This window comes from Gemmatimonadaceae bacterium (genome assembly GCA_019752115.1).
GTDB lineage: Bacteria > Gemmatimonadota > Gemmatimonadetes > Gemmatimonadales > Gemmatimonadaceae > Gemmatimonas.
This window is the reverse complement of the sequence record JAIEMN010000012.1, coordinates 46,799-70,513: the sequence shown is the minus strand read 5'-3', so window position 1 is coordinate 70,513 and position 23,715 is coordinate 46,799. Positions and strand designations below refer to the sequence as shown.

The window sequence follows — 23,715 nt, the reverse complement described above, 5'->3', positions numbered from 1 at the left end:
GCTTTAGGGTGGAGCGGTCAGTCCTAACTGTCAAGAATAGCTGACTAGATCGCTCGGATATTTTTGTTGACGACTGCTGGTTCGAACCGCGAGTCCGACCGGGCGGTTCCCGGTCAGACTTCGGCGACGATCAAACCGGTCTGGATCGGGAAGCGGGTCGGGAGCTCACGGCTCTTCCGGAACCCGGCGGTCTGCAGCATCTGGTGCAGCTCGGAGGCGCGTCGGGCGCGCCCCTTGCCCATGGCCATGAGGTAGAACGAGAAGTAGGCGTCGCCCACCGTCTCGGCCCCCTTGGCGCCGGCCAGCGCCTCGGCGATCAGCAGCACCCCGCCCTTCGGCAGGGCGGCGCGGACGCGCTGGAGGAGCCGCAGCACCGACTGGTCGTCGTGGTCGAGGAGCACCCGCACCAGCGAGCAGACATCGGCGCCGGTCGGCAGCGGATCGGCGTGGAAGTTGCCCCCGTGGCAGATCGAGCGGGCCCCCATCCCCACCTCTTCGAGACGCGACCGCGCGCGCGCGGCCACGGCCGGCAGGTCGAAGAGCTGCAGCTGGAGCGACGGATGCCGCTGCCCCACGAGCGAGAGGAACATCCCCTCGCCCCCGCCCACATCGAGCAGGCAATCGTGCTTCGAGAGGTCGTAGGCGTCGAGCACGTCATGGGCGACCGGCGGCAGCGTCGCGGCCATGATCTCGGAGTAGGCCGCCACGCGGACCTCGTCGATCGCCTGCGGCTTGGGCGCATCGGCGTACGACCAGTAGCGCGACAGCTCGGTGCGGAAGTCGGCCCCCTGCCGGAGCAGGGAGACCGGGTCGGCCAGGTCGTGATACGCCATGCGATGATGGCGGATCAGAGCCAGCACCCCGGTGTTGCCGACCAGGGGCGCACCATAGGGGCCCAGCGCGTAGCGGCCGTACTTGCGCTTCATGAGGAGGCGCAGCGAGACCGCCGCGTTCAGCAGCCGTTCGGTACTCGCACGCGACAGCCCGGTCTGGTGGGCGATCTCGTCGACTGAGCGGGCGCCCCCGGCCAAGTACTCGAAGAGTTCGAGCTCGACGCAGGCGAGCAGCGTCTGCGTGTACACGAACCCCGAGACGATGTCGAACAGCTTCCGCGACCGAAAGCGCGTGATGGGCGCGGTGAGCGGAAAACGCGCACTCCACCGCTGGAACGCATCGGTGGCCACCAGGGCGTTCCACCGGTCGCGGAGACGCTCGTACCACGGCGCCTCGGGCAGGGGCTCGAGCGCCGCGGCGGCGGGGCGAATCGCGTCGGCGCGCTTCGCCGGGGCGCCATTCGCATCGGCGCCCGGAATACTGGGCGCCGAGAGCGCCTGCTCAGGGGGGGTCACTTGACGAGGATACGGGTTGGAAACCGCAGTGTCAAGAAAAGTGTACACTGGGGAGGGAGAGTGGTGTCAGCATCTTGCGACACCCCTCCTCTAATCCTAGCCTTGCTCAGCGAGTTCCTCGCGCCTCCCCGCCTGTTTTGGCGGGCGCTTGTTCGCGCCCGTCGTTTCTGATATCTGCATGCGACCGGTTTATCCCTTCAGTGCGATCGTCGGCCAGGACGAGATGAAGCTGGCCCTGCTGTTGGTGGCGATTGACCCCATGATTGGCGGGGTCATGGTCTTTGGCGATCGCGGCACCGGCAAGAGTACGGCAGTCCGCGCGCTCGCGGGCCTGCTCCCTCCAATGAAGGTGGTGCAGGGGTGCAAGTACGGCTGCGACCCCAATGCCGGGGGCGCGCTCTGCGATGAGTGCGTGAAGCGCCACGCCGATGGGCATCATCCTCGCGCCGTGTTCGCACCGGTGCCGGTGGTGGACCTGCCCCTCGGTGCCACCGAAGATCGCGTGGTGGGCGCGCTCGATCTGGAGCGAGCGCTGACCACCGGCGAAAAGGCGTTCGAGCCGGGGCTCCTCGCCCGCGCCCATCGCGGCTTCCTCTACGTTGACGAAGTGAACCTGCTCGAGGATCACCTCGTGGACCTGCTGCTCGATGCGGCCGCCACCGGCGAGAACGTCGTGGAGCGCGAAGGGGTGAGTGTGCGGCACCCCTCGCGCTTTGTGCTCGTGGGGAGCGGCAATCCGGAAGAAGGCGAACTGCGGCCGCAGCTGCTCGATCGCTTTGGCCTGGCCGTGGATGTGAAGACCCCCACGGTGATCGCCACGCGCATCGATGTCATCAAGCGCCGCGATGCGTTCGATCGCGATCCGGAGGCGTTCCTCGCCCATTGGCACAAGGCCGATGCCAAGGTGCGCAAGCAGATCGAGAAGGGGCGGGCGCGCCTCGATGGGCTCACCGTTTCCGACGAGGTGCTCGAGCGCGCCGCCGCGCTCTGCAGCGCGCTCGGCACCGACGGGCTGCGCGGCGAGCTGACCTTGCTGCGCACGTCGCGCGCGTTGGCCGCGTTCGATGGCGCCGACACGGTGACGCTCGAGCATCTGCGGCGCATTGCGGCGATGGCGCTGCGGCATCGGTTGCGTCGCAATGTGCTCGATGATGCCGGCTCGACCACGCGTGTCGAACGCGCGGTCGCGGAGCTTTGGGGCGATGTCGGCACTGCTGCCTGACGCAGCCGCGCGCGCCCGTGAGCTGCCGAACACCAGCGGCGCGTTGACGGCGCTGCTGCTGGCGGTGGATGCCGGCGGGCTGGGGGGCGCGGTGCTCGATCATCCGTTGCACGAACAGGCGCGGACCTACGCGCTGCTGGTGCAGGGATGGTTGCCGGCGGGCGCGCCCATGCGCCGCGTGCCGGCGAGCGTGACGGCCGATCGCCTGTATGGTGGCGTGGACCTCGCGGCCACGCTGGCCACGGGGAAGCTCGTGGCGGAACGCGGCGTGTTGGCGGGCGCCGACCGCGGGGTGCTCGTCGTGCCGATGGCGGAACGCCTCGGCGTGTCGGCGCGCACGGCGATCTGCGAAGCACTCGATCACGCCGAGATTCAGGTCGCGCGGGATGGCATCGGCGATCGGCACGCCGCGCAGGTGTGTGCGCTGCTGCTCGATGAGTCGGTCGATGACGAAGTGCTGCATCCGGCGCTCCGCGATCGCCTCGCCTTCAGCGTGCGCCTCGAGGGGCCGGTGGCGGAGGACGTCGAGGCGATCGCCGAGATGGAACTGCGCACCGCCTACGAGCCGATCGTGCAGCAGGCGCGGGAACGTCTCGCGCAGGTCGCCGTGAGTGAGGAGTGGGTCACCGCGCTCTGTCAGACGGCCGATGCGTTCGGCGTGGACTCGGTGCGCGCGGTGCTCTTTGCGCTGCGGACGGCGCGCGCGCTGGCGGCGCTGCGCGGGAACAGCGAGGTCACCGAAGCGGACGCGGAGAAGGCCGCCGCGCTGGTGCTCGCGCCGCGCGCCACGCGTCTGCCGCCGCCACCGCCCGAAGAGCCCGAGACCAACGAAGACGAGCAGCAGCCGCAGGAGCAGCCCGAGGAACCTGACGCGCCGCCGCCGCAGATGGAGCAGCCACCGGAACCGGATCAGCCGGAACAGCCGCCGGAATCCGATGACGACAACGCCCAGCAGCAGGACAGCGGCGAGTTGCTGCGTGAGGCGGTGCAGGCGGCGCTCCCACCGGGCATGCTCGAGCAGCTCATGCAGCGGAGCACCGCGGGGACGCTGGCGGGGCGCGTCGGACAGGAGACGCCGAACCTGCTGCGCGGGCGCCCGCGGGGCGCGCGCAGCGGCCTGCCCCGTGGCGGCGCGCGTCTGCATCTGCTCGAAACGCTGCGCGCGGCGGCGCCGTGGCAGAAGGTGCGACCGGCGCCCCCGTCGGTTGCCGGTGTGGCGCGTCCGCGCGTCGCCGTGCGTCGCGAAGACTTCCGCATCCGGCGCTTCATCGAGAAGACCGGTACGACCGTGCTCTTCGTGGTCGATGCGTCGGGATCGTCGGCGCTCTACCGCCTGGCCGAGGCGAAGGGCGCGGTGGAGTTGCTTCTCGCCGAGACGTATGCCCGCCGTGACCGCGTGAGCCTGATTGCGTTTCGCGGGCAGGGGACCGAGGTGCTGCTGCCGCCCACGCGTGCGCTGGCCCGCGCCAAGAAGGTGTTGGCGGCGCTCCCGGGTGGCGGTGGAACGCCGCTGGCCCATGCCATCGACGCCGCCATTGAGCAGGCGCTGGGTGTCCGTCGCGGAGGCAGCTCGCCGCTGGTGGTGATGATGACCGACGGCCGTGCCAACATCGCGCGTGATGGGCAGCCTGGGCGCAAGCAGGCGGAGGTCGATGCCCTCTCGGCCGGTGCGCGCTTTGCGGCGCTGCACATTCCCGCCCTGTTCGTGGACACGAGCCCGCGTGGCGAAGTGGTCGCGCGCCGCATCGCCGAAGCCATGAAGGCGCGGTATGTGCTGCTCCCCAGTGCCGATGCGAAGGCGCTCAACGGTCTGGTGCGTACCGCCATCTCCATGGCGGAGGGCGGCGCATGACCACCGTGGCGACGGGTGTGGTATCGGCGGCGACGGCGCGCATGACGCGCTTCATGTCGCTCGTCCGTGTGCGCCATCCGAGTACGCTGGTCTCCACCGACATCGCGACGCGCGAAACGACGCTGCGCGTGGCGCTGCGGTCGTTCTTTGTGGTCGTGCTGTTCTGGTGGAGCGCCACCGGTATCGTGTTCGCGCTCGAGCGCACGGCGGCGACGCGCATGATGGGGCTGCTGGTCGCGTCGCTGATGGCGGCGTGGGGCGCGTCGCTGGTCTATCTCGAGCGCGATCGGGACACCCCGAGCGCGGCGCGGCGCAGCTTCCTGGGCGGCGCGTTTCTCTGGACGTGGATCCAGGTCTGCTTCTATGGCGGCTGGCTGATCGGGCCGCCGGAACTGCGTCGCCCGATTCCGGCCGAGCCGCTGACCTTCTCACTCGCCGTGCGCGCGGTGCATTCGATGCTCTGGTACGAGCTCGGGATGCTCGGCGTGCTCGTCCTGGCGTGGGCGCTCACGCGCCGCAGCGTGAACAAGGTGGGGTGGCATGCGGCGCTGCTCTTCTGGTGCGTGCACCAGACGGCCAGTGTGGCCATCTACCTTGGCGTGGAGAATCCGGGGCGTGGCTTCTTCCCGGAGCCGCTGGCCTATCTGGAGAGCTACTTCGGGCCGCAGCGGAACAGTCTGTTCCTGCCCATCGCGATGGCCGTTGTGCTGGCCTACACGTTGTTCACGGCCATCTACGCCATTCGCGAGCAGCAGCCGGCGCGTCGTCAGTCGCGTATGCTGCTCGTGGTCATCGGCGCCCTCAGCGTGCTGGAACTGGCGGTGCTGGGGACGCCGATGAACCTGCCGATCTGGGACTCGCTCTGGGAAGCGTTCCTCGCCGTACGCGGCTACTGACGCGCGACTAGAACACCGAGAGCGTTTCGTCGTCGTCCTGATCGGCGAACGGGATGACATCCTCCGCCCGCTGGCGCGGTGCGGCTGCGGTTTTGGCGAGGGTATTCGTCAGGCGTTTGAGCGTGCTCGCCGACGTGGGCTTGACGCCCGCGGAGGCGGTCGTGTTGAGCGCCCGGCGGGTTGATCGTGCGCCGCGCGGTGCCGGCGATGCCGAGCCGACGTGCTCGCCGACCGAGAATCGACTGACGCCCCCCGAAAGCTCCTCGGCGCTGCCGCGGAGCTCCTGGCTGGCGGCATTGGTCTCTTCTGCACCGGCGGCAACCGCCTGCGTGGCCTGATTGATCTGCTCGAGCGCCGTGGAGATCTGCCCAACGCCCTGTTCCTGCTGCACCGTGGCGGCCGCCACTTCGCCCATCACGCTGGTGACCCGCTCCGCCTGCGCCGCGATGTGCGCCAGCTTGTCGAGCACCGCTTCGTTGAGCGTGACGCCCGCCGCCACACTGCGCACCGATTCTTCGATGAGCCCGGCGGTGTTCTTGGCTGCTTCGGCGCTGCGGAGGGCGAGGGCGCGCACCTCTTCGGCGACCACCGCGAAGCCACGACCGGCGTCGCCAGCGCGGGCCGCTTCGACGGCGGCGTTGAGCGCCAGGAGATTCGTCTGGAAGGCGATCTCGTCAATCGTCTTGACGATCTTCGCCGTCGCGTCGGCGCCCGACTTCATGCGCCGCATCGCCTCGCTCAACGACTGCATCGACGACAGACCATCGGCCGCCGCCGCCTGCGCGTTGCCAGCCAGGGCGCGGGCTTCGTTGGCGTTCCCGGCGCTCTGCGCGGTCATGCTCGTGAGCTCCTGCAGGCTCGCGGCCACCTCTTCGAGCGCCGCCGCCTGTGTGGATGCCCCGTCGGCGAGCGTGCCGCTGCTCTGCTGGAGCGCTTCTGCGGTGGTCAGGATCTCATCGCTCGACTGCAGCACCCCGGTCATTGCCACGCGCAGTTGCGACATGGCATCGTTGAAGTGCGCCTTCACCTCGGCGTTGCGCTCGGTGTAGTTCCCCTGAATGCTGACCGACAGATCCCCGTCGGCCAGTCGGGAAAGCGCGGCGCTCACCTCATCGAGGAAGCGCATCGCCTCGCCCTTGAGCAGGGCTTCCACCCGGTCCTGCCGGGCGTTGGTCAGCGCGGTGATCACCACGGCGATGTCGAGGTTGAGCAGGCGATCGAAGGCCCGCTCGAAGCGCCGCTGTTCGGCCGGCGTGGCGCCCGCCGACTCCACGGCCTTGAACATGTGGTCGCGAATGACTTCGTACATCGCGACATACCAGTTCGAATCCAGATCGATGCGCTCGTGCACCTGACCGACATGCTGACGGTACTTGATGTAGCCGTCATCGAGCGTGCCGGCGAACATGCCGAGGACATACCGCGTGACCATGGGGCGTTGCCGGTCCACCGTGGTGTGCTTCTCGATGATCGCCTGCGTCTCGCGGGTGCGCGAAATGAACTGATAGAACTCATCGATCATCGGGTCGCAGACGCCCTTGCAGGCGCTCTCCCACGCGCGAATAACGCCCAGATCGGCGGCGGTGACGCGCAGGAAATCGATGCGCTTGCGAATGTCCGGATCGGTCACCGTGAGTTGGCCGACGGGATACTCACGTTCGGCTTGCGGCTTTCCCTTGAACAGGGCAAACATCGGCGGGACTCCTCACAACGCTGCGTGACGTTCGTCGTGAAATACCAGCGGTAGCGCCGGCGGCGGCGCGAAATAGTCGCTGGGACGAAACGTCTCACCGCCTAGTCTCGGCGACGGCGTTCCAGACTTAACCCTGCGAGAATATGAATTCGGCGCCGCGGATGAAAGGCGGCTCATCTCGCACGCCGGAGTGCGGAATCATTCGTAGCGCAGCGCTTCGATGGGATCGAGTCGCGCCGCCCGCCGGGCCGGCACCATGCCAAACACGACGCCAATCGTGACCGAGACCACGACGGCGACCACGGTGAACGCGAGCGGCACCGGGGCGTCCACCTTGAGCGCGAGCGCGGCGATGCGCCCCATGATCAGGCCGAGCACGATGCCGATCGCGCCGCCGATGCCGGTGAGCGTGGAGGCCTCGACGAGAAACTGAATCAGGATGTCCTGCCGCGTCGCCCCAAGCGCCTTGCGCACGCCGATCTCGCGGGTGCGGCTCGTGACCGAGACCGTCATGATGGCCATCACGCCGATCCCGCCAACCAGCAGCGACACGCCGCTCAACACGATCATCACCAGGAAGAAGACGCTGGTGATGCTGTTGAAGGTGTCGAGGATCTGATCCTGGGTGACGAGATCGAAGGTGTTGCGATCGGCCGGCCGGAGATGACGCTGCTCGCGGAGTGCCATGGTCACCGCGCCCTGCGCGGCGGCCACCGAGACACCGGCCCGTGGCTTCACCGGAATCCAGAGTGCGTTGTTCTTGTCGATCGGGTAGGCGTGCTCCATGAGCAGATAGGGCACCACGGCCCCCACCGATTGCCCCGGCGGCGCAAAGATGTTTTCCGGCGCTTCCCAGAGGCCGATCACCGTGAGCGGGCGACCGCCGATCTGCACCGTGCGCCCCATCAAGGGCTCCTGGCCGAAGAGCGACCGCGCGGTGCCGCTCTCCAGCACCACCACCGGCGCACCGACGGCCAGCTCCGCACGCGTGAACCAGCGACCGTCCACGAGCTCGCCGCCCTGGATGCGGGTGTAGCCGTCGTCGGCACCGAAGACCGCCATCTGTTGCGAGCGGATGCCGTCGGCCTCGATGCGCGCCAGCGTTTGCGCCCAGATGCTCGCGTACGCCACCTCCGGCAGTCGGGCGATCGCGTCGGCTTCCTCGCGGGTGAGGTCCGGGCGGATGCGAACATCCTTCGGCAGGTTGTCCGGATTGAGCGGGACCTGCGAGAACTTCTTCAGCACGTAAAAGGTCGTGGGGCCGGCCACCTCGATCGTCGTGACGATCTGATCGCGAATGCCTTGCACCATCGCGGCCATGGTCATCACGGTGGCGACGCCGATCACGACGCCAAGAATCGTGAGCGCCGACCGCAGCTTGCTCACGCGGAGCGCCTCGAGGGCAATGCCCACGTTCTCCGAGATGGCGGCGAGCGACGGGCGCGGCATGTCAGGTCTCCGCGCGCATGGCCGTGATCGGATCGAGTCGCGCCGCGCGGGCAGCGGGATACACGCCAAAAAGCACGCCGATACCGGCCCCGAGGATGAGCGCCACCGCGACGCTCCAGCCGGTGACACGGGCGGGCAGGGGCGAGAAGACCGAGACGAGCAGGGCCATCCCGCTGCCGCCGGCCACGCCGAGCAGCCCGCCGCACATGGCCAGCGCCACCGACTCGGCGAGAAATTGCCGGCGCACATCCGCCGACGTGGCGCCTACGGCCTTTCGCAGCCCGATCTCGTGCGTGCGCTCCGTGACGGCCATGAGCATGATGTTCATGATCACGATGCCGCCCACCAGCACGCCAATGGCCACCACCGCCGGCACCACGGCGAAGAGGACACGCGTCAGCTGCTTCCAGAACTTGACGATGGCGTCGGCAGTGTCGACGTCGAAGTTGTTGCGATCGGACGGACGCAGGCCGCGCGAGATCCGCATCGCTTCTTCGGCGCGCGCCATCGCGGGGCCGACCTCATCGGCCTCGCGCATCTTGATGGAGATCGTGGTGGCCTGCCGACGTCCGTAGATCGCCTCGAAGGCGGTGATCGGCATCAGCACGAACCCGTCGAACGATTGCCCCAGGACGCGTCCCTTGGGCTGCGTGACGCCCACGATCGTGAACCGCTGACCGGCCACCCGCACTTCCTTGTCGATCGCGTCGGCGCCGTCAAAGAGCTTGTCGGCGACATCCGTGCCGACCACGATGACGTTCCGCCGTTCGTGTACATCCACGTCGCTCAGGGGCCGACCGGCGCGGAAGCGATAGTCCTGCACGACCTGATAGTCGGCGGTGACGCCAAAGATCATCACACTGCCGAGCGTGCGGTCGCGGTACACCACATCGCTTTGCGGGGTGGGCCAGCCGGATTGCAGGCTGATGGCCAGGGCGTCGGGCAGGGCAGCCTGCACGGCGGCGGCATCGTCTTCGCTGATGCGCGGCCGGCGCTGCAGCACGCGGAACTGGTCGTCGGTGAAGAGGCCAAGGCTCACCGGCAGACGCCGCACCTGGAAGGTGTTCACGCCGATCATCGAGTCGGCGAAGTTCTCCTTCACGTACGCGTTCATCCCCTGGATGATCGCCACCACGGCCACCAGAAACCCGACCGACACCACGATCCCGAGCAGCGTGAACAGGGTGCGGAGCGGGTTCACGCGCAGCTGGCCGAGGGCCATGCGCAGGATGTCGATCGGACGCATACTGCAGGCTAATACGGGGACGCACCCCGCGGTGTCAGGAAAGGGCCGAAGGGCCCGTCCGGCGGGCCCACCGGGACACCCGCGCCGGCCTTATTCGTAGCGGAGCGCCTCGACCGGATCGAGGCGGGAGGCCTTCACCGCCGGCAGCATGCCGAACGCCACGCCCGTGATGGCGCTGGCCGCGAGGGCCGTGATCACGATGGACATGGGGAGGAAGGCCGGAATGCTGCTGTTGGCACGAATCCCCCAGGCGAGCAGGGCGCCGAGCCCCAACCCGAGGAGCGCCCCGATGCTGGTGAGCGTCGCCGCCTCCACCAGGAACTGCCAGCGGATCGTGGCCGCCGTGGCGCCGAGCGCCTTTCGGACGCCGATCTCACGCGTCCGCTCGGTGACCGAGATCATCATGATCGCCACGACGCCCACGCCACCCACCAGCAGCGCCACCGCCGACAGGGCGAGGCCGACGGCGAAGATCGCGCCAAAGAGCTGGTTGAAGGTATCGAGCAGGCGATCCTGCGAGACGAGATAGAAGGTCTGGCGATCACCGGGTTTGAGCCCGCGACTCGCGCGCATGGCGGCGGTGACCTCGTCCATCACTTCATCCTGCCGCGCCGACGCACTGGGGCGTACGGTGAGCAGCAGCCCGCTCTTGAAGGCCCCCAGCTGGCGCACAGCGGCCTGAATGGGCACGATGGCCCGCGGGGTATCGGGGCCCTTGCCCTGCAGTGACAGCAGGAAGCCGGCGCGCGGTGAGTAGATGCCGATCACCGTGAACTGCTGGCCGTTGAGCGTGATCGCCTTGCCCACGGCGTCGGACATGCCGAAGAGCTGCGTCTTGAGCGTGTCGTTGATCAGGACGACAGGCGACCCGGCGGCGTCTTCGTTGCGCGTGAAGTTGCGCCCCGGGGCAATGTCGGCACCGTTGACTTCGGGCCAGTCCACGCTGTAGGCGTCGTAGCCCACATTGTCGACGCGGCTGTTCTTGTAGGCGAAGTTGGCCTGCCCGCCGAGCGAGCCGATCACCGTACCGACGCCCGGGAGGCGGCGGATCATGGCCCACTCGTCAAAGCTGATGGGTGGATTGGAGCGATCGGGGCACTTCTCGTCGGTACCGTCGCAGCCACTGATGCCGTTGTCGCGCCGCTGCACGAAGAAGCTCGTCGCACCGATCTGATCGAGATCCTGCTGGAACGACGCGCGAATGCCGGACACGACCGAGCCCATCGCCACGACCACGAACACGCCGATCGCCACGCCGGCAATGGTGAGACCCGCGCGAACCTTGTTGGAGCGGATGGCCTCGAGTGCCATGCCCACGCCTTCGAAGACGAGAAAGAGGCGAGCGAACATGGGTTACTCCGAGCGCAGGGCGGCGATGGGGTCGAGCTTCGACGCGCGACTGGCGGGATAGAGCCCGGCGCCAATGCCGACGCCCGCCCCCGTGACGATGGCGGCGGCGATCGACCACGGCGCGACGGCCGCGGGCAACGGGGTGAACGCCGAGATCAGTTTGGCGAGCCCGATGCCCAGGGCGATGCCGATGGCCGCGCCCAGGGTGCTGAGCGTGGCCGCTTCCACAAGAAACTGCGACAGGATATCGGCGCGCTTCGCACCCAGCGCCTTCCGCACCCCGATCTCTCGCGTGCGTTCGGCCACCGCGACCAGCATGATGTTCATGATCACCATTGCGCCGACCACCAGACTTACCGCCGGCAGCGCGGTGCCGAAGACGACGAGGCGCCCCTTCAGCTGCTTGATGAAGCCGAAGGCGGCATCCTGCGTGACGAGCCCGAAGTTGTCGGGTTCCCCCGCGCGCAGCCCGCGCACCGCGCGCAGCGCGCCGCGGGCGAGCTCCATGCCATCCTGCAGATCTTCCTGTCGCGGGACCTGCACGACGAGGCTTCCGACATCCTTGGCCGGGCGAATGATGCGGCCCATGGGGCTGGTGTAGGGCGCGATCGCCAGCCGGTCGAGCGAAAAGCCGAACACCGACCCCTGCTTCTCGATGATGCCGATCACGGTGAACGGCACGCCGGCGATGCGGAGCTGCCGTCCTTCCGGATCGAGGCCGGGAAAGAAGTGGTCGGCGACTTCGGTGCCGATCACGATGACGGGCGAGCTGGCCCGCACTTCCTGGTCCGTAAAGGGGCGGCCCTTCGTGATCTTGTAGTTCTTGATGACGAAGTAGTTCACATCGGCCGCCACGGCCTGCACCTGTCGCGGACGCGCGCCCGGCGCGGAGGCGTACTTGAACGTGGTGCTGCTGATGCTCGCCCGCATGGTCGGCGGCAGGACCGCCTTCACGGCGTCCACATCGGTCATGCGGAGCAGGGGGCGGCGCGCCGCCGCGCGCGCGTCAAAGCCGCGATTGCCGCCCGGGCCCACGTTGCTGAAGCGCTGCAGCGTGAAGCTGTTCGTGCCGATCAGGCGCGAGGCGAAATCTTCCTCGACGTACTTGCCCATCCCCTCGACGATCGAGACGACGGCAATGAGGAACATCACCCCGATCATGACACCGAGCAGGGTGAAGAAACTCTTCAGCTTCTGGACGCGAAGCTGGGAAAGGGCGAGGACGACCGCGTCACGGGTTTTCACCCTTCAACAATAACCACCCCACCCATGCCTGTTCCCGCCGGGGGAAACCGCGGTTACTCGTACCGGAGCGCTTCGACCGGATCGAGGCGCGCGGCCCGGCTGGCGGGGAGCATGCCAAAGAGCACACCCGTGACTGCGCTGGCACCGAGGGCCACGACGACTGCCATGGGGGGGATGCTCGCTTCGATGGGGGTGAACGAGCGGATCGCCACGCTACCCAGCCAGCCCACGAAGAGCCCGATCGCGCCACCGATGCCGGTGAGCGTGGCTGCCTCCACGAGGAACTGCCAGAGAATCGTGGCCTTGGTCGCGCCCAGCGCCTTGCGCACGCCGATCTCGCGCGTCCGCTCGGTCACCGAGATCATCATGATCGCCACCACGCCCACGCCGCCGACGATGAGTCCCACGCCGGACAGCGCGATCATCACCAGGAAGAACATCCCGAAGATCTTGTTGTACGTCTCGAACAACTTGTCCTGGGTAAGGATTGCGAAGCTCGACTCTTCGTTCGGGCGCAGACCGCGGAGCCCGCGCAGCATGGCGGTGACTTCGTCGATGGCTTCGTCGCGGGCAACCGCCGGCTCGAGGCTCTCGCGCGGTTTGACTGCCAGGCCGATGTTGCTGGCCCGCGCGCCGATATAGCGGGTGAGCGCCGTGATGGGCACAACCGCCTTGGGCCGCTCACCGCCACTCAGGAAGCTGCTGTTGTCCTTGTACACGCCGATGACTTCGAACGGCACGTTGTTGAGCAGAATCTGCCGGCCGATCGGATCGCCATCGCCAAAGAGGCGCTCCTTCATGAGCGTGGAGATCACCGTGACGCGCGCCGCCGATCGGACTTCGGCCGCCGTGAAGGCCCGCCCGGGATAGACCGCCGGCGCGCTGATCGACGTCCACTCGGCGGAGTATCCCTCGACCGGAGCCTGCGACAGCTCGCGATCGCGGAACTTCACCTTGGCCCCCCAGTCCAACCGCTCGCCCACGGCCTCGACGCTCTGCAACTGCCGCAGCATGTCGATTTCACGCGACCGCAGCGGTGGATTGCGCAACCACGTGCAGGTGCCATCGCTGCCGTCGCAGTTCTCGAAGCTGATAGGATAGCGCGTGACGAAAAACGTGGTGGGGCCGGTACTCGCGAAGTCCTTCGCCACCGACTCGTTGATGCCGTGTACCGCTGCGGATATCGCGACCACGACGAAGACGCCGACGGCGATGCCGAGGATGGTGAGCCCCGCGCGCACCTTGTTGGCGCGGACGGCATCGAGCGCGATGACCACCCCTTCGGCGACCGCCGAGAGTCGTGTACGGAACGCCGACATGCGCTACTCCTGCCGCAGGGCGGTGATGGGATCGAGCCGCGCGGCGCGGCTCGCCGGATACACGCCGGAGATGATGCCGACCCCAGCGCCGAGGGTGACACCCACCAGGATGGACCATGGGGCGACGCTGGCGGGCAACGGGGAGACCGCCGCAATCAGCTTCGCCAAGCCGATCCCGAGCCCCACGCCGACCGCGGAGCCCACCGTGCCCAGCGTGGACGCTTCGATCAGGAACTGGGCCAGGATGTCGCGCCGCTTGGCGCCCAGCGCCTTGCGGATCCCGATCTCACGGGTGCGTTCGGACACCGCCACCAGCATGATGTTCATGATGACGATCGCCCCGACGACGAGGCCGATCGCCGGCAGTGCGATCCCCGCCAGCACGAGGTACTGCTTCATCTTGTTCCAGAACTCCAGCGCCGAATCGGCGGTCTGCAGCGAGAAGTCATCCTTCTGCGCCGGGCGCAGCTTGTGCTGCGCGCGCATCGCCGCCCGCACGATCTCCATCGTTTCCTTCATGGCCGCGTCGCTCGGCGATTGAATGGCGACCGCGTCCACGATGTTGGGCCGCGAGTTCAGCAGCCGGCGAACGGGCGCATGCCAGGGCGCGACAAGGAAATTGTCGAACGACACCCCGAAGGCAGAGCCCTGCGACTCGGCGATCCCGACCACGCGGTAGGGCACCCCGCCCAGCTTCAGTTCGCGATTCAGCGGATCAACGCCGGGAAACAGCCGCTCCGCCGCATCCTGACCGATCACGACCGTCTTCTCGCCGCGTGCCAGCTCCTGCGCCGTGAGCGGCCGGCCACGGGCAATGCCCAGCTTCTTGATCTCGAAATAGTCGCCGTCAACCGCGTAGACCTGCACCGAGCGCGGCTTGCCACTGGTGGGCGTGGTGGCCCGCACGTTGTCCTCGCTGCTCAGATACCAGCGCACGCCATCGGGGAGAACGCGCGTGACGGGCGGGACATCGGTGATGTCGAGGCGCGGGCGCTTGCGGTACTCCTCCCACGTGGCGTCGTCGATATCGCCGATGTTGATGTTCGGCCGGCTGCGCAGCTCGAAGGTGTTGACGGCGATCAGTTTGCCGATGAGGTCGTCCTGCATGTAGCGACCCATCCCTTCGACGATCGACACCACCGAGATGAGAAACATGACCCCGATGCAGACGCCCAGGAGCGTGAACGCGCTCTTGAGCTTCTGCGTGCGGATGGTGCGCAGGGCGAGGATGACGGCTTCGAAAAAGTGCATGGCGACCCTACGCGCCCACGTGCCGATCGTTTCACCCACTGAGATGTCATGAACTGCTCACACAGGGCACACGGGGACTGACGTGCGCACAGGGAGAGCAAAGAAAAGGGTCACGGCTGTTCACCGTGACCCCGTCTGTCCCCATGTACTCTGTGTGAGCTTTTCGGCCGAGAACTTAGTGCGCCGCGTGTGTCAGACCCACACGCTCGATGAACTGCTCGCGCTTTTCGTCACTCGCGATCACGCCGTCACGCAGCACCACCACGCGGCGGGCGTGGGCGGCGATGTCGGGCTCGTGGGTCACCATCACGACCGTCTGGCCCTGCGTGGCGAGCTCCTCGAAGACCTTCATGATTTCTTCCGAGGTCTGCGAGTCGAGGTTACCGGTCGGTTCGTCCGCGAGGAGCATGGACGGCCGGTTCACCAGGGCGCGGGCGATCGCCACGCGCTGACGCTGACCGCCGGAGAGTTCGTTCGGGCGGTGATGCACGCGCTGGCCGAGCTGCACGCGCTCGAGCGCTTCCATCGCCCGTGCCTTGCGCTCTTCGGCCGAGACCCCGGCGTACACGAGCGGCAGTTCGACGTTCTGGAGCGCCGTGGCGCGGGGCAGGAGGTTGAACGTCTGGAAGACGAACCCGATCTCCTTGTTGCGAACACGGGCGAGCTGATCGTCGGACATGGCCGAGACGAGCATGCCGTTGAGCCAGTACTCGCCCTCGTTCGGTGTATCGAGGCAGCCCATGAGATTCATGAGCGTGGACTTGCCCGAGCCCGACGGGCCCATGATGGCGACGTACTCGTTCCGACGGATGGCGAGATCGACCCCCCGCAGGGCGCGGACGATTTCACCGCCCATGTCGTACTGCCGCTTGAGCTGGCGGGTCACGATCACCCAATCCGAAGACGGGGTGGCGCCGTGCGTGGCCGTGACGGCCATGCGCTCGCCGGTGGTGCTCAGGCCGATCTCGTCGGTGGTGCTCACTTCTTCGCTCCCGTGGCCGCCTTCTTCTCCTCGGGCTTGCTGGGCTTGATGAGGGCCCCGTCCTTGAGTTCGCGGATGGCCTGGTACGTGCCCGCCACGATCTGCTCGCCCGCCTTGAGACCGGAAAGTACCTCGAAGTGGCGCTCGCCGGTGATCCCCACCTTTACGGGGCGGAAGGTCACCTTGTTGTCCGTCCCCACGATGAAGACGCCTTCCACATCGCGCTTGCCGACTTCCTTGGCCGGCTGCTTGCCCACCGTGACCGCCGAATCCCCGTTCGGGAGCGACTCGTTCTCGCGCACCGACAAGGCAATGATCGGGATGCTCAGCACGTTCTTGCGCTGCGCGGTGATGATCTTGGCCGTGGCCGAGAAGTCCGGGCGGGTATCCACCGGCGGGTTGAGCAGCTGAACGCGCACTTCGTAGTCGATCGCCTGGTCACCGGTGTTGGTGGCGGCCGCCTTGGCAACGGAGCTGTTCGAGATCTCGACGACCTTGCCGAGGAACGTCGTATCGGGAAAGGCGTCGATCTGGATGACGGCCGAGTCGCCCACGCTGATGCGAGCCACGTCGGTCTCGTCGACCTTCACCTTCGTCTCGAGGATGCTCATGTCGGAGATGGTGAGCAGCGTGGCGGCATCCTTGTTCAGGGTGCCCATGATCGCCGTTTCACCCTCTTCGACATTCAGCCGCGTGACCTTGCCGCTCATCGGCGCCGTGATGGTGGTGCGGCCGAGGTTCTGACGCGCATCGCGCACCGAGGCCACCGACTGCTCCACGGCGTAGTTCGCCGCTTCGGCAAGCGCCTTGTTGACCTCCGTCTGCGTGCGGAGCTGCTCGAGCTGCTCCTCACTGACCATGCCGGGCTGCGTCTGCTTGAGTTGCATCTGCCGCTCGTAGTTGCGCTGGGCCTGGATGAGGTTCGCCTTGGCCTGAGCGGCCTGTGCGCGGGCCGACGCGAGCTGCGCTTCGGCCCGCTGCATGGCCGCGGTCGCGGCCTCGGGGTCGATCTGGAGCAGGAACTGCCCCTTCTTGACCATGTCGCCTTCGCGCACTGCGAGACGCACGATCTTGCCGGTCAGGTCCGACGACACGTTGACCTTGATGCGCGGCTGAATCTGCCCGCTGGCCTGCACGGAGGAGACGAGATCGCGGGCTTCCACGGCCTCCACGCGCACCTCCACGGGCTTCGTGCCCTGCTTCTTGGCGGCCACGACGCCGAGGGCGCCGAGTCCGGCGACGGCGACGATGCCAATGCCCCACTTCACGGAAGTCTTCATGATGGTGCTCGGTTAGCGGAGGGGACGCCCGACGGCGTTTTCGAGCGCGGCAAAGGCGCGCTGGACGTCGTACACGGCGGTGATACGGTCGGTCTCGGCGCGTTCATAGTCACCACGCGCCTGCACGAGATCGACGATGCTGATCGCGCCCACGCGGTAGCGCTCCTGCGCCAGCTGCAGCGCCGTGCGCGCGGTGCGCACGTTCTGCTCCTGGAGGACCACCGTCTGCTGCGCGGTATTGAGGGAGAGGTACGCCGCCGTGACATCGGCGGTGACGCGCAGTTCCTGCGTGCGGAGGTCGTTCTGCACGTTCTTGCGCTGCACGCTCGCCGCTTCGATCTGCTGTTCGCGACGGAACCCGTTGAAGATCGGGAGCGAGAAGCTGGCGTTGAGGCTGTACGGGTTGCGCGTCATGCCGAACGGATACTTGGCCTGCGAGTCCTTGATGGACTGCTCGTTCGCCGCGGTCCAGGCGATCGCGTTGCACGCCGCGAGGTTGTTGGCCAGGTTGAGCGCCGCGCGCACCTCTTCGCCGCGAATGCATGACGCCTTCTGCGCCGCGAGCGAGGCCTGCCCACTCGTGATCAGCTGATTGGTGTTCGTGTAGCGATTGGCAAAGGCCGACAGGCTGGCGCTGAGCGACATCGACGGCAGGTACGCGCGCTTGGCCGAGGAGAGGGACTTGCTCGCGGCCTGCTCGCGCGCCGACAGCGCGGCCAGCTGCGGGTTGGACTTCTTGGCCTGGTCGAGCACCTGCGAGAGATCCACCGTGGGCGTGGCGGGCAGATTCGCGTCGAGCTTGATGTCGAGCACCGGCGCAATGCCGATCTGCTGGAAGAGCCGCACGATTTCGATCTGTGCCTGATTCTTGGCGTTCAGTGACGCCACGCGCTGCTGACCATCGGCCACTTCGGCGCGCTGCACATCGAGCTGCGTGCCGGAGCCCACCTGCAGGCGGGCGCGGGCCAGCTGGAGCTGCGCGGTGGTGGTCGCGAGGAGCGTGTCCTGCAGCGAGGCGCGCGCCTGCGCCTGCAGCGCGGTGAGATACTGCGTGGTCACCGTATTGCGCAGGTTCTGCTCGGCCACCGTGATGTCGGCTTCGGTGGCGTCGCGGCTGGCCTTCACGGCCGCGAGATCCTGCAGGAAGCCCGGCGTGAGGCTCAGCGACACGCTGGCGTTGGCGTCGGTGGAGAGCTGGTCGTTCGTGGACCCGAAGCCCTGACCGGCGAAGAACTGCTGACGGCCTTCACGATAGCCGGCGCCGAACCCCGTGCTGACGGTGGGAATGAGCTGGCCATTCGCGGCGCGCACGTTGGCGGCCGCCGTGCGACGGGCATTGAGTGAGGTCTGAAGCCCCGGGTTGTTGCGCCGGGCCAGCGTAATGGCGTCGGCAAGCGTCAGCACGTTGCCCGCGGCGGGTGCGGCCTGCGCCACCGCCTGGGTGGGGCGCAGGCCCCCGGTCACCGTGGCGAGCGCGAGCGCGAATCCGAGAGCAGTCGCGGAAAGTCTCATGGGACGAAGCGAAAGGAAGAAGAGTCGTTACAGCGGGGCGTACGCGGGCCCCCGCGGAATGGTTTCAGTGCGTCCGGACCGGCACGGTCAACGGGGCACATCATCACGCAGCGCATCGAGGTTGCGCGCGGGAATGCTGAGGCGGAGCAGATGCCCCTCCACATCGGTCCATACCAACCGGACCTCACCATCGTTGGTGACGCAGCGCCACCGCCGGGCGGGGATGCGCACCCCGGCAATGGCGACGATGTCGCCATCGGCTTCGGGCACGATCCGCACCACGCCCTGCGCATTGGCGATCGGGGTGAGGCTGGGGAGGGTCACGCCGGTCGTCGTGGTTGCCGCGGCGCCGCGCACCAGCAGGGCATGCTGCACGATGCCGTCCTCTTCAACGACGACCGCGCCCGGGCGCAGCATGTACTCGCGCGCGGCTTCACCGGTGAGGCTCCGCGCCAACGTTGCAAAGCGCCCGCGCACGCGCTGGCCACCGAGGCGCAGCGTGAGCTCGGCGCCCCGTCGCTCTTCCACGGAGTACCGCACCGGCGTGCCCGCGCTGTCAGCGTCGAGGCGCATCGCGCTCCGCCGGTCGCTGACGGCCGATTCCGCACGGACCTCGAGGGTCGCGCCGTCCGCGGCCGTGACCTGCTGAATCGAAAACTGTTCGCGTCCGGCGCGCTGGCCGTTGAGGGTGATCGTGAAGCTGCCCTCGTCCAAACGGACCGGCGCCTTGGCGGCGGGCGACTGGGCGGCGCCCGGCACGGCGACGAGCGCCAGCCAGGTGGCGGCCCACGTGGCCCGCGCGCGGAGGGCGGCAGGCCATCGGCGGAGCGCCGCGTACGCAGGCACGCAAAAGCGAAGGGCGGGCGACATCCCTGCAAGATAACCGGGACGGGTAAGGACCCGTCGCCTCCCGCCCGGCTTCGGGGTATTGTGGGCCATGGCTTCGCCCACCCCTCCCGGATCCTCCTCCACGACGGCCGATCGCTGGCCGGCGCTCTGGGTCTTGGCGGCGGCGTCGGCGCTCCTGGCCCTGGCGTGGTGGCAGCAGGCGCCGGGGTGGCCCCGGCTCGTGGTCTGCGGCGGGGCCACGCTCGCGGCGGCGGCGCTGTTGCCGGGGGTGCGGCGGCCCCGGGGGCTGGCCATGGTCTCTGTGGTCGCCCTCACGATCGGGGTGCTGGTCGGTGCCGCCGATACGGCCACGCTCTCCTCCATGCGGCGCGACTGGCCACGCTGGTCGGCCACCGAGCGCGAAACGCGGGCCGAGCAGGTCTCGGCCAGCGTGCGGGAGGTGGCGGAAGCGCTCCGGGAGGCGGTCCGCCAGCGCGCTACGGAGGCGAGCTTCGTCGCGGACGTCATGGAGGGGCGCACGCCGGCGATCGCCGCGCCGCTGCCCACCGATGTGGAGTCGGCGCTCTTGGTGTTTCGCGGTGGACGGCTGGTGGCCCGTGCCGGACAGCTGCACACGCCGGTGTCGGCCACCGGAGGCTCCGGCGTCGCCCTGATCGACGGGGTGTTTCACACCTCGGTGATCGCGCGGGCGCTCTCGCCCGATGGGCAGATCGAGATTGTCGCCGCCGCCTTGCTGACGTCGGCGCCACCGGCGGATCGCTTCACGCGCCCGCTGCTGCGCACGCTGCCGGGGCGCATCGACGCCGCGCACACGATCATCGAATCACCTGACAGCACGCGGGTGGAACCCGGTTCGACCGTGATGGTGGTGCAGATCGGGCCCACGCGCCTCGCGCGGGTCCGGGCGACCACATACACCGAAGGCGAGACACGCCTCGCCACCGAGCAGCGGGCGCGCTCACGGACCGCGGTGGCGCTGTTCGTCGCGCTCGTCGCCATGCTGGCGATCGCGTGGCGCCGCCCATCGGGAACGCTCGAGCGCTTTGCCAGTACGAGCCTCGCGCTCGCCACCGTGGCGATGTCGCCGTTGCCCGGACTGTCGAATCTGTCGTCGCTGTTCGATCCGGCGAACTTCTTTGCGCCGATGGGCGGGCCGCTTACGTCCACGGCGGCCGCGCTGCTGCTGTCGGCGTCGCTGGTGCTCGCGGTGCTGCTGTTCGTGCTGCGGGCGACGCGCCAGCGCCCCTCGCGTCGCGTGGCCATTCTGCTGCTGGTGATTGCGGCCGGTGGCGGGCCCTTCCTGCTGCGCGATCTGGCGCGCGGCATCGGGTTGCCGGCCGCGGGTCCGAGCGTGGGGCTCTGGTCGGCGTGGCAGCTGGCGCTCGCCCTCGTCGGTGCGGTGGTGCTGCTGGCCGGCGCCGCGGCGGGGCAGGTGGCGCTCGGGACTCGGCGCGGATTGCCGGCGGTGCTCGCGCCCATGCTGGCGGTGATCGCAGCGATGATGGCCCCGGTCCTCATCGAAGCCTCGGGGTCGTGGCCCGGGTGGTATCCGATTCCGTGGATCTGTGCCATCGCGGCCTTCGCGCTCACCCGACGTGGCCTCGCGCAGGTGGTGGCTGCGGCCGTCGTGGCGGGGAGTGGCGCGGTCACGTTGACGTGGGGCGCCACCGTGCGGGCGCGTGTCGCGCTCGTGGAGCATGATCTGGCACGTCTGTCGGCGGTGGACGAGAACGCGCTGCGGCTGCTCGAACGGTTCGCGATGTCGGTGCGTGACGAACCACTGCGTGGCACCGGCGCCGATGTCCTGCTGCGCCGCTATGCCGGGAGCGAACTCGCGGCCGCGGGATATCCCGCGCGCCTCGCGCGGTGGTTGCCGGCCAACACGGATACCGCTTCCACAGTGCTCGAGTTGGCGCCGGTGAGTGATCCGGCGGGCGCGCAGGCCACGGTGGCCATGCTCGCGCGACTCAGTCGCGCGATCGAGATCCGCACGGTCACCGATGGCCCGACGCGCCTGCTCCTCGCGGGGGTGCCACTCACCGACAGCAGTGTGCTGACGGTGGCGGTGCCGCCACGCACTGCGCTCCTGCCTGCGGATGCCTTTGCGGCGTTCACCGGTGTGACCGGGACGCGCGGCACCGTCGCCCCCTACAAGCTCGAGTTGAGTACGCCGCTAGCCGGCGATGTGCTCACCGGGCGCATCACCTGGCGCCGTCGCGCCGACGCGTTGCACGGCGATGGCGTCGTGGGGCCCAGCACCATCGACACCGGCGAAATGCGACGCGTGCATGTCGAGGTGGATCTGCGCGGGCTCGACGCGTTGCTCCCGCGCGGCGCCCTGCTGGTGATGCTCGATGTGCTCGTGGTGCTCGTGGTGTGGACCGCCACCGCACTCGCCGATGGCGCCCTCGGACGGCTGGTTCGTGTGCGGCGGGCGCGCTGGTCGCGCAGCTATCGTGTTCGACTGTCGGGCGCGCTCCTCACGTTCTTCATCGTCCCCGCTGGCCTGTTCGCCTTGTGGGCGTGGGTGCGTCTGCAGGACGACGATCGGGCAGCGCGCGAACTGCTGGTGCGCGAAACGTTGCGCGTCGCGGCCGCCGAGCAGGAGACTCGCCCGCTTGGCACGCAGCGTTCGAGTACGGGGGCACCGCTCTTTCTGTACAAGCAAGGCCTGCTCGTGACCGCCAGCGACTCGGTGCTCGATGCGCTGGCACCACTGGGCCGCCTGTTGCCGGTGACGCTGACCGAGACCGACTTCACCAGCGACGACCTGTTCACCACGCGGCGCCTGCGGGTCGGCGAGTCCGACGCGCTGATCGGCTATCGCCGCTTCGGTCGCGGGCCGCTGCCCAGCGTCGCCGTCCCCATCACCGCCGCCGCCAACGAAGCGGTGCTGGTGACACCGGCCCGCGGCGGCGAATTCGCGCTCGACGCGCGACGCGAGGATCTGGGCGTGCTCGTCGTCTTTGCCACGATGTTGGGCGCACTGGCAGCGATCTGGTCGAGCGGGCTCGCCGCGCGCTCACTGGCCCAGCCCGTGGGCGCGCTGCGTGAGGCGGCACTCGCCCTCGCCGCGGGTGGCGAGTCGCCTCAGCTTGGCACCGCACCGGCGTCCGAGTTCGCGCCGGTGTACCGCGCCTTCAGCCGCATGGCCGATGATCTCGCCGCAAGTCGGCAGGCGCTCGAGGCGGCGCAGCGACGCACCTCGGCGGTGCTGCAGCATGTGGCCTCGGGTGTGGTGGGGCTCCTGCAGGGCGAATCGGTGAGTCTCGCCAATCCGCGCGCGGATGCGTTGTTGGGCTTCCCGGTGCGCGAGACCACGCTGGCGAGCTGGCCGGCGGCGCATGCAGAACTCGTGCGGCAGGCGCGCGCCTTCCTGGCGGGGACGGCCGACGAAGAGGCGTTCGAACTCCGGCTCGACGGTCGCGAACTGCGCGCGCGACTCACCCGACTGCCGAGTGGTGCGGTGCTCACGCTCGACGATGTGACGAAACTTGCATCGGCGCAGCGCGTGCTCGCCTGGGGCGAAATGGCGCGGCAGGTGGCCCACGAAATCAAGAATCCGCTCACGCCCATTCGCCTCGGCGTGCAGCATTTGCGTCGGGCCTATCGCGATGGTCGGGGCGACTTCGCGGAGATTCTCGAGACGAATGTGGGTCGCGTGCTGCAGGAGATCGATCACCTGGACGAAATCGCGCGGGCCTTCAGTCGCTACGGCACGGCGCCGGCCGAGCGCCTGGCGCCGGTGGCCGTGGACGTCACCGCGGTGGTGCAGGACGTCGTGCAGCTCGAGCGGCTGGGCGATGCCGATCCCAGCGATGCGGCGGTGCAATGGCAGGCCGTGACCCCCGATGCTGCGTGCATCGCGGTGGCGTCACGCGACGAGTTGCGCGAGGTGCTGATCAACCTGCTCGAGAATGCGCGGTTGGCCGGCGCCCGTACGGTGCGGGTGGAGGTGACCGCCGCCGATGGGCAGGTCCGCATCGTGGTCAGCGACGACGGCTGCGGGATTGCCGAGGATGTCCTTCCCCGGATCTTCGAGCCGCATTTTTCGACCCGGACGAGCGGGAGCGGACTCGGACTCGCGATCAGCCGCCGTTTGATCGAAGGGTGGGGCGGTACGATCAGTGTGACGAGTCGCATCGGTGTGGGCACCCGTGTCGAGGTGATCCTGCCGTCGGTGCGGGAAGCATCGGGCGCGCTGCGGCGTTAAACTGGAG

Annotated in this window: 16 protein-coding genes; 4 read left to right on the top strand and 12 right to left on the bottom strand. The window is 68.5% G+C overall.

Annotation, left to right across the window (positions count from 1 at the left end; translation table 11 throughout):
* Nucleotides 1-113: 113 nt before the first annotated feature.
* Nucleotides 114-1,349 (bottom strand): helix-turn-helix domain-containing protein, encoded by a 1,236-nt coding sequence (locus K2R93_06325; protein ID MBY0489439.1) that lies wholly within the window; start codon nucleotides 1,347-1,349, stop codon nucleotides 114-116.
* 178 nt (nucleotides 1,350-1,527) lie between these two features.
* Here K2R93_06325 and bchI point away from each other — a divergent pair, with 178 nt between their 5' ends.
* Genes bchI through K2R93_06310 form a run of 3 tightly spaced genes read left to right on the top strand, consistent with a single transcriptional unit; the run spans nucleotide 1,528 to nucleotide 5,319 of the window.
* Nucleotides 1,528-2,571 (top strand): magnesium chelatase ATPase subunit I, encoded by a 1,044-nt coding sequence (bchI, locus tag K2R93_06320; protein MBY0489438.1) that lies wholly within the window; start codon nucleotides 1,528-1,530, stop codon nucleotides 2,569-2,571.
* The gene (locus tag K2R93_06315; protein MBY0489437.1) at nucleotides 2,552-4,423 is read left to right on the top strand and encodes a magnesium chelatase subunit D; all 1,872 of its coding nucleotides are present in this window, start codon (nucleotides 2,552-2,554) and stop codon (nucleotides 4,421-4,423) included. Before bchI ends, K2R93_06315 begins: the two co-directional genes overlap by 20 nt.
* Nucleotides 4,420-5,319 carry a DUF3623 family protein gene (locus K2R93_06310; protein MBY0489436.1) on the top strand — a complete coding sequence of 300 codons (900 nt, stop codon included), beginning with the start codon at nucleotides 4,420-4,422 and terminating at the stop codon, nucleotides 5,317-5,319. The genes K2R93_06315 and K2R93_06310 overlap by 4 nt, the downstream gene beginning before the upstream one ends.
* A gap of 7 nt (nucleotides 5,320-5,326) precedes the next feature.
* Here the strand turns inward: K2R93_06310 and K2R93_06305 are convergent, their stop codons facing one another.
* From K2R93_06305 to K2R93_06255, 11 genes are all read right to left on the bottom strand, one after another.
* Complete coding sequence (locus K2R93_06305) at nucleotides 5,327-7,012, bottom strand: globin-coupled sensor protein (protein ID MBY0489435.1); 1,686 nt, start codon at nucleotides 7,010-7,012, stop codon at nucleotides 5,327-5,329.
* 198 nt (nucleotides 7,013-7,210) lie between these two features.
* A complete protein-coding gene (locus K2R93_06300) occupies nucleotides 7,211-8,461 on the bottom strand; it encodes an ABC transporter permease (protein ID MBY0489434.1) in 1,251 nt (416 codons plus the stop codon).
* A gap of 1 nt (nucleotide 8,462) precedes the next feature.
* Nucleotides 8,463-9,707, bottom strand: a complete 1,245-nt coding sequence (locus K2R93_06295) for an ABC transporter permease (protein MBY0489433.1) — start codon at nucleotides 9,705-9,707, stop codon at nucleotides 8,463-8,465.
* Nucleotides 9,708-9,797: 90 nt separating this feature from the next.
* Nucleotides 9,798-11,057, bottom strand: coding sequence for an ABC transporter permease (locus tag K2R93_06290; protein ID MBY0489432.1), 1,260 nt, complete (start codon nucleotides 11,055-11,057; stop codon nucleotides 9,798-9,800).
* A 3-nt stretch (nucleotides 11,058-11,060) separates the two neighbouring features.
* Nucleotides 11,061-12,302 (bottom strand): ABC transporter permease, encoded by a 1,242-nt coding sequence (locus tag K2R93_06285; GenBank protein ID MBY0489431.1) that lies wholly within the window; start codon nucleotides 12,300-12,302, stop codon nucleotides 11,061-11,063.
* A gap of 53 nt (nucleotides 12,303-12,355) precedes the next feature.
* Nucleotides 12,356-13,621, bottom strand: a complete 1,266-nt coding sequence (locus K2R93_06280) for an ABC transporter permease (protein MBY0489430.1) — start codon at nucleotides 13,619-13,621, stop codon at nucleotides 12,356-12,358.
* 3 nt (nucleotides 13,622-13,624) lie between these two features.
* The gene (locus K2R93_06275) at nucleotides 13,625-14,872 is read right to left on the bottom strand and encodes an ABC transporter permease (GenBank protein ID MBY0489429.1); all 1,248 of its coding nucleotides are present in this window, start codon (nucleotides 14,870-14,872) and stop codon (nucleotides 13,625-13,627) included.
* Nucleotides 14,873-15,047: 175 nt separating this feature from the next.
* Complete coding sequence (locus K2R93_06270; protein ID MBY0489428.1) at nucleotides 15,048-15,809, bottom strand: ABC transporter ATP-binding protein; 762 nt, start codon at nucleotides 15,807-15,809, stop codon at nucleotides 15,048-15,050.
* A 41-nt stretch (nucleotides 15,810-15,850) separates the two neighbouring features.
* A complete protein-coding gene (locus K2R93_06265) occupies nucleotides 15,851-17,134 on the bottom strand; it encodes an efflux RND transporter periplasmic adaptor subunit (protein MBY0489427.1) in 1,284 nt (427 codons plus the stop codon).
* Between the two features lie 12 nt (nucleotides 17,135-17,146).
* Nucleotides 17,147-18,646 (bottom strand): TolC family protein, encoded by a 1,500-nt coding sequence (locus K2R93_06260; protein ID MBY0489426.1) that lies wholly within the window; start codon nucleotides 18,644-18,646, stop codon nucleotides 17,147-17,149.
* Nucleotides 18,647-18,733: 87 nt separating this feature from the next.
* Complete coding sequence (locus tag K2R93_06255; GenBank protein MBY0489425.1) at nucleotides 18,734-19,516, bottom strand: hypothetical protein; 783 nt, start codon at nucleotides 19,514-19,516, stop codon at nucleotides 18,734-18,736.
* 67 nt (nucleotides 19,517-19,583) lie between these two features.
* On the opposite strand from K2R93_06255, the gene K2R93_06250 reads away from it, so the two are divergent.
* Nucleotides 19,584-23,708, top strand: a complete 4,125-nt coding sequence (locus K2R93_06250) for a HAMP domain-containing protein (protein ID MBY0489424.1) — start codon at nucleotides 19,584-19,586, stop codon at nucleotides 23,706-23,708.
* Nucleotides 23,709-23,715: the final 7 nt, after the last annotated feature.

What these genes read in the sequence shown, in the direction of transcription:
- bchI (MBY0489438.1), top strand. Translation starts at nt 1,528, where the DNA reads ATGCGACCGGTTTATCCCTTCAGTGCGATCGTCGGCCAGGACGAGATG.
- K2R93_06315 (MBY0489437.1), top strand. Translation starts at nt 2,552, where the DNA reads ATGTCGGCACTGCTGCCTGACGCAGCCGCGCGCGCCCGTGAGCTGCCG.
- K2R93_06310 (MBY0489436.1), top strand. Translation starts at nt 4,420, where the DNA reads ATGACCACCGTGGCGACGGGTGTGGTATCGGCGGCGACGGCGCGCATG.
- K2R93_06305 (MBY0489435.1), bottom strand. Translation starts at nt 7,012, where the DNA reads ATGTTTGCCCTGTTCAAGGGAAAGCCGCAAGCCGAACGTGAGTATCCC.
- K2R93_06300 (MBY0489434.1), bottom strand. Translation starts at nt 8,461, where the DNA reads ATGCCGCGCCCGTCGCTCGCCGCCATCTCGGAGAACGTGGGCATTGCC.
- K2R93_06295 (MBY0489433.1), bottom strand. Translation starts at nt 9,707, where the DNA reads ATGCGTCCGATCGACATCCTGCGCATGGCCCTCGGCCAGCTGCGCGTG.
- K2R93_06290 (MBY0489432.1), bottom strand. Translation starts at nt 11,057, where the DNA reads ATGTTCGCTCGCCTCTTTCTCGTCTTCGAAGGCGTGGGCATGGCACTC.
- K2R93_06280 (MBY0489430.1), bottom strand. Translation starts at nt 13,621, where the DNA reads ATGTCGGCGTTCCGTACACGACTCTCGGCGGTCGCCGAAGGGGTGGTC.
- K2R93_06275 (MBY0489429.1), bottom strand. Translation starts at nt 14,872, where the DNA reads ATGCACTTTTTCGAAGCCGTCATCCTCGCCCTGCGCACCATCCGCACG.
- K2R93_06270 (MBY0489428.1), bottom strand. Translation starts at nt 15,809, where the DNA reads ATGGCCGTCACGGCCACGCACGGCGCCACCCCGTCTTCGGATTGGGTG.
- K2R93_06265 (MBY0489427.1), bottom strand. Translation starts at nt 17,134, where the DNA reads ATGAAGACTTCCGTGAAGTGGGGCATTGGCATCGTCGCCGTCGCCGGA.
- K2R93_06260 (MBY0489426.1), bottom strand. Translation starts at nt 18,646, where the DNA reads ATGAGACTTTCCGCGACTGCTCTCGGATTCGCGCTCGCGCTCGCCACG.
- K2R93_06255 (MBY0489425.1), bottom strand. Translation starts at nt 19,516, where the DNA reads ATGTCGCCCGCCCTTCGCTTTTGCGTGCCTGCGTACGCGGCGCTCCGC.
- K2R93_06250 (MBY0489424.1), top strand. Translation starts at nt 19,584, where the DNA reads ATGGCTTCGCCCACCCCTCCCGGATCCTCCTCCACGACGGCCGATCGC.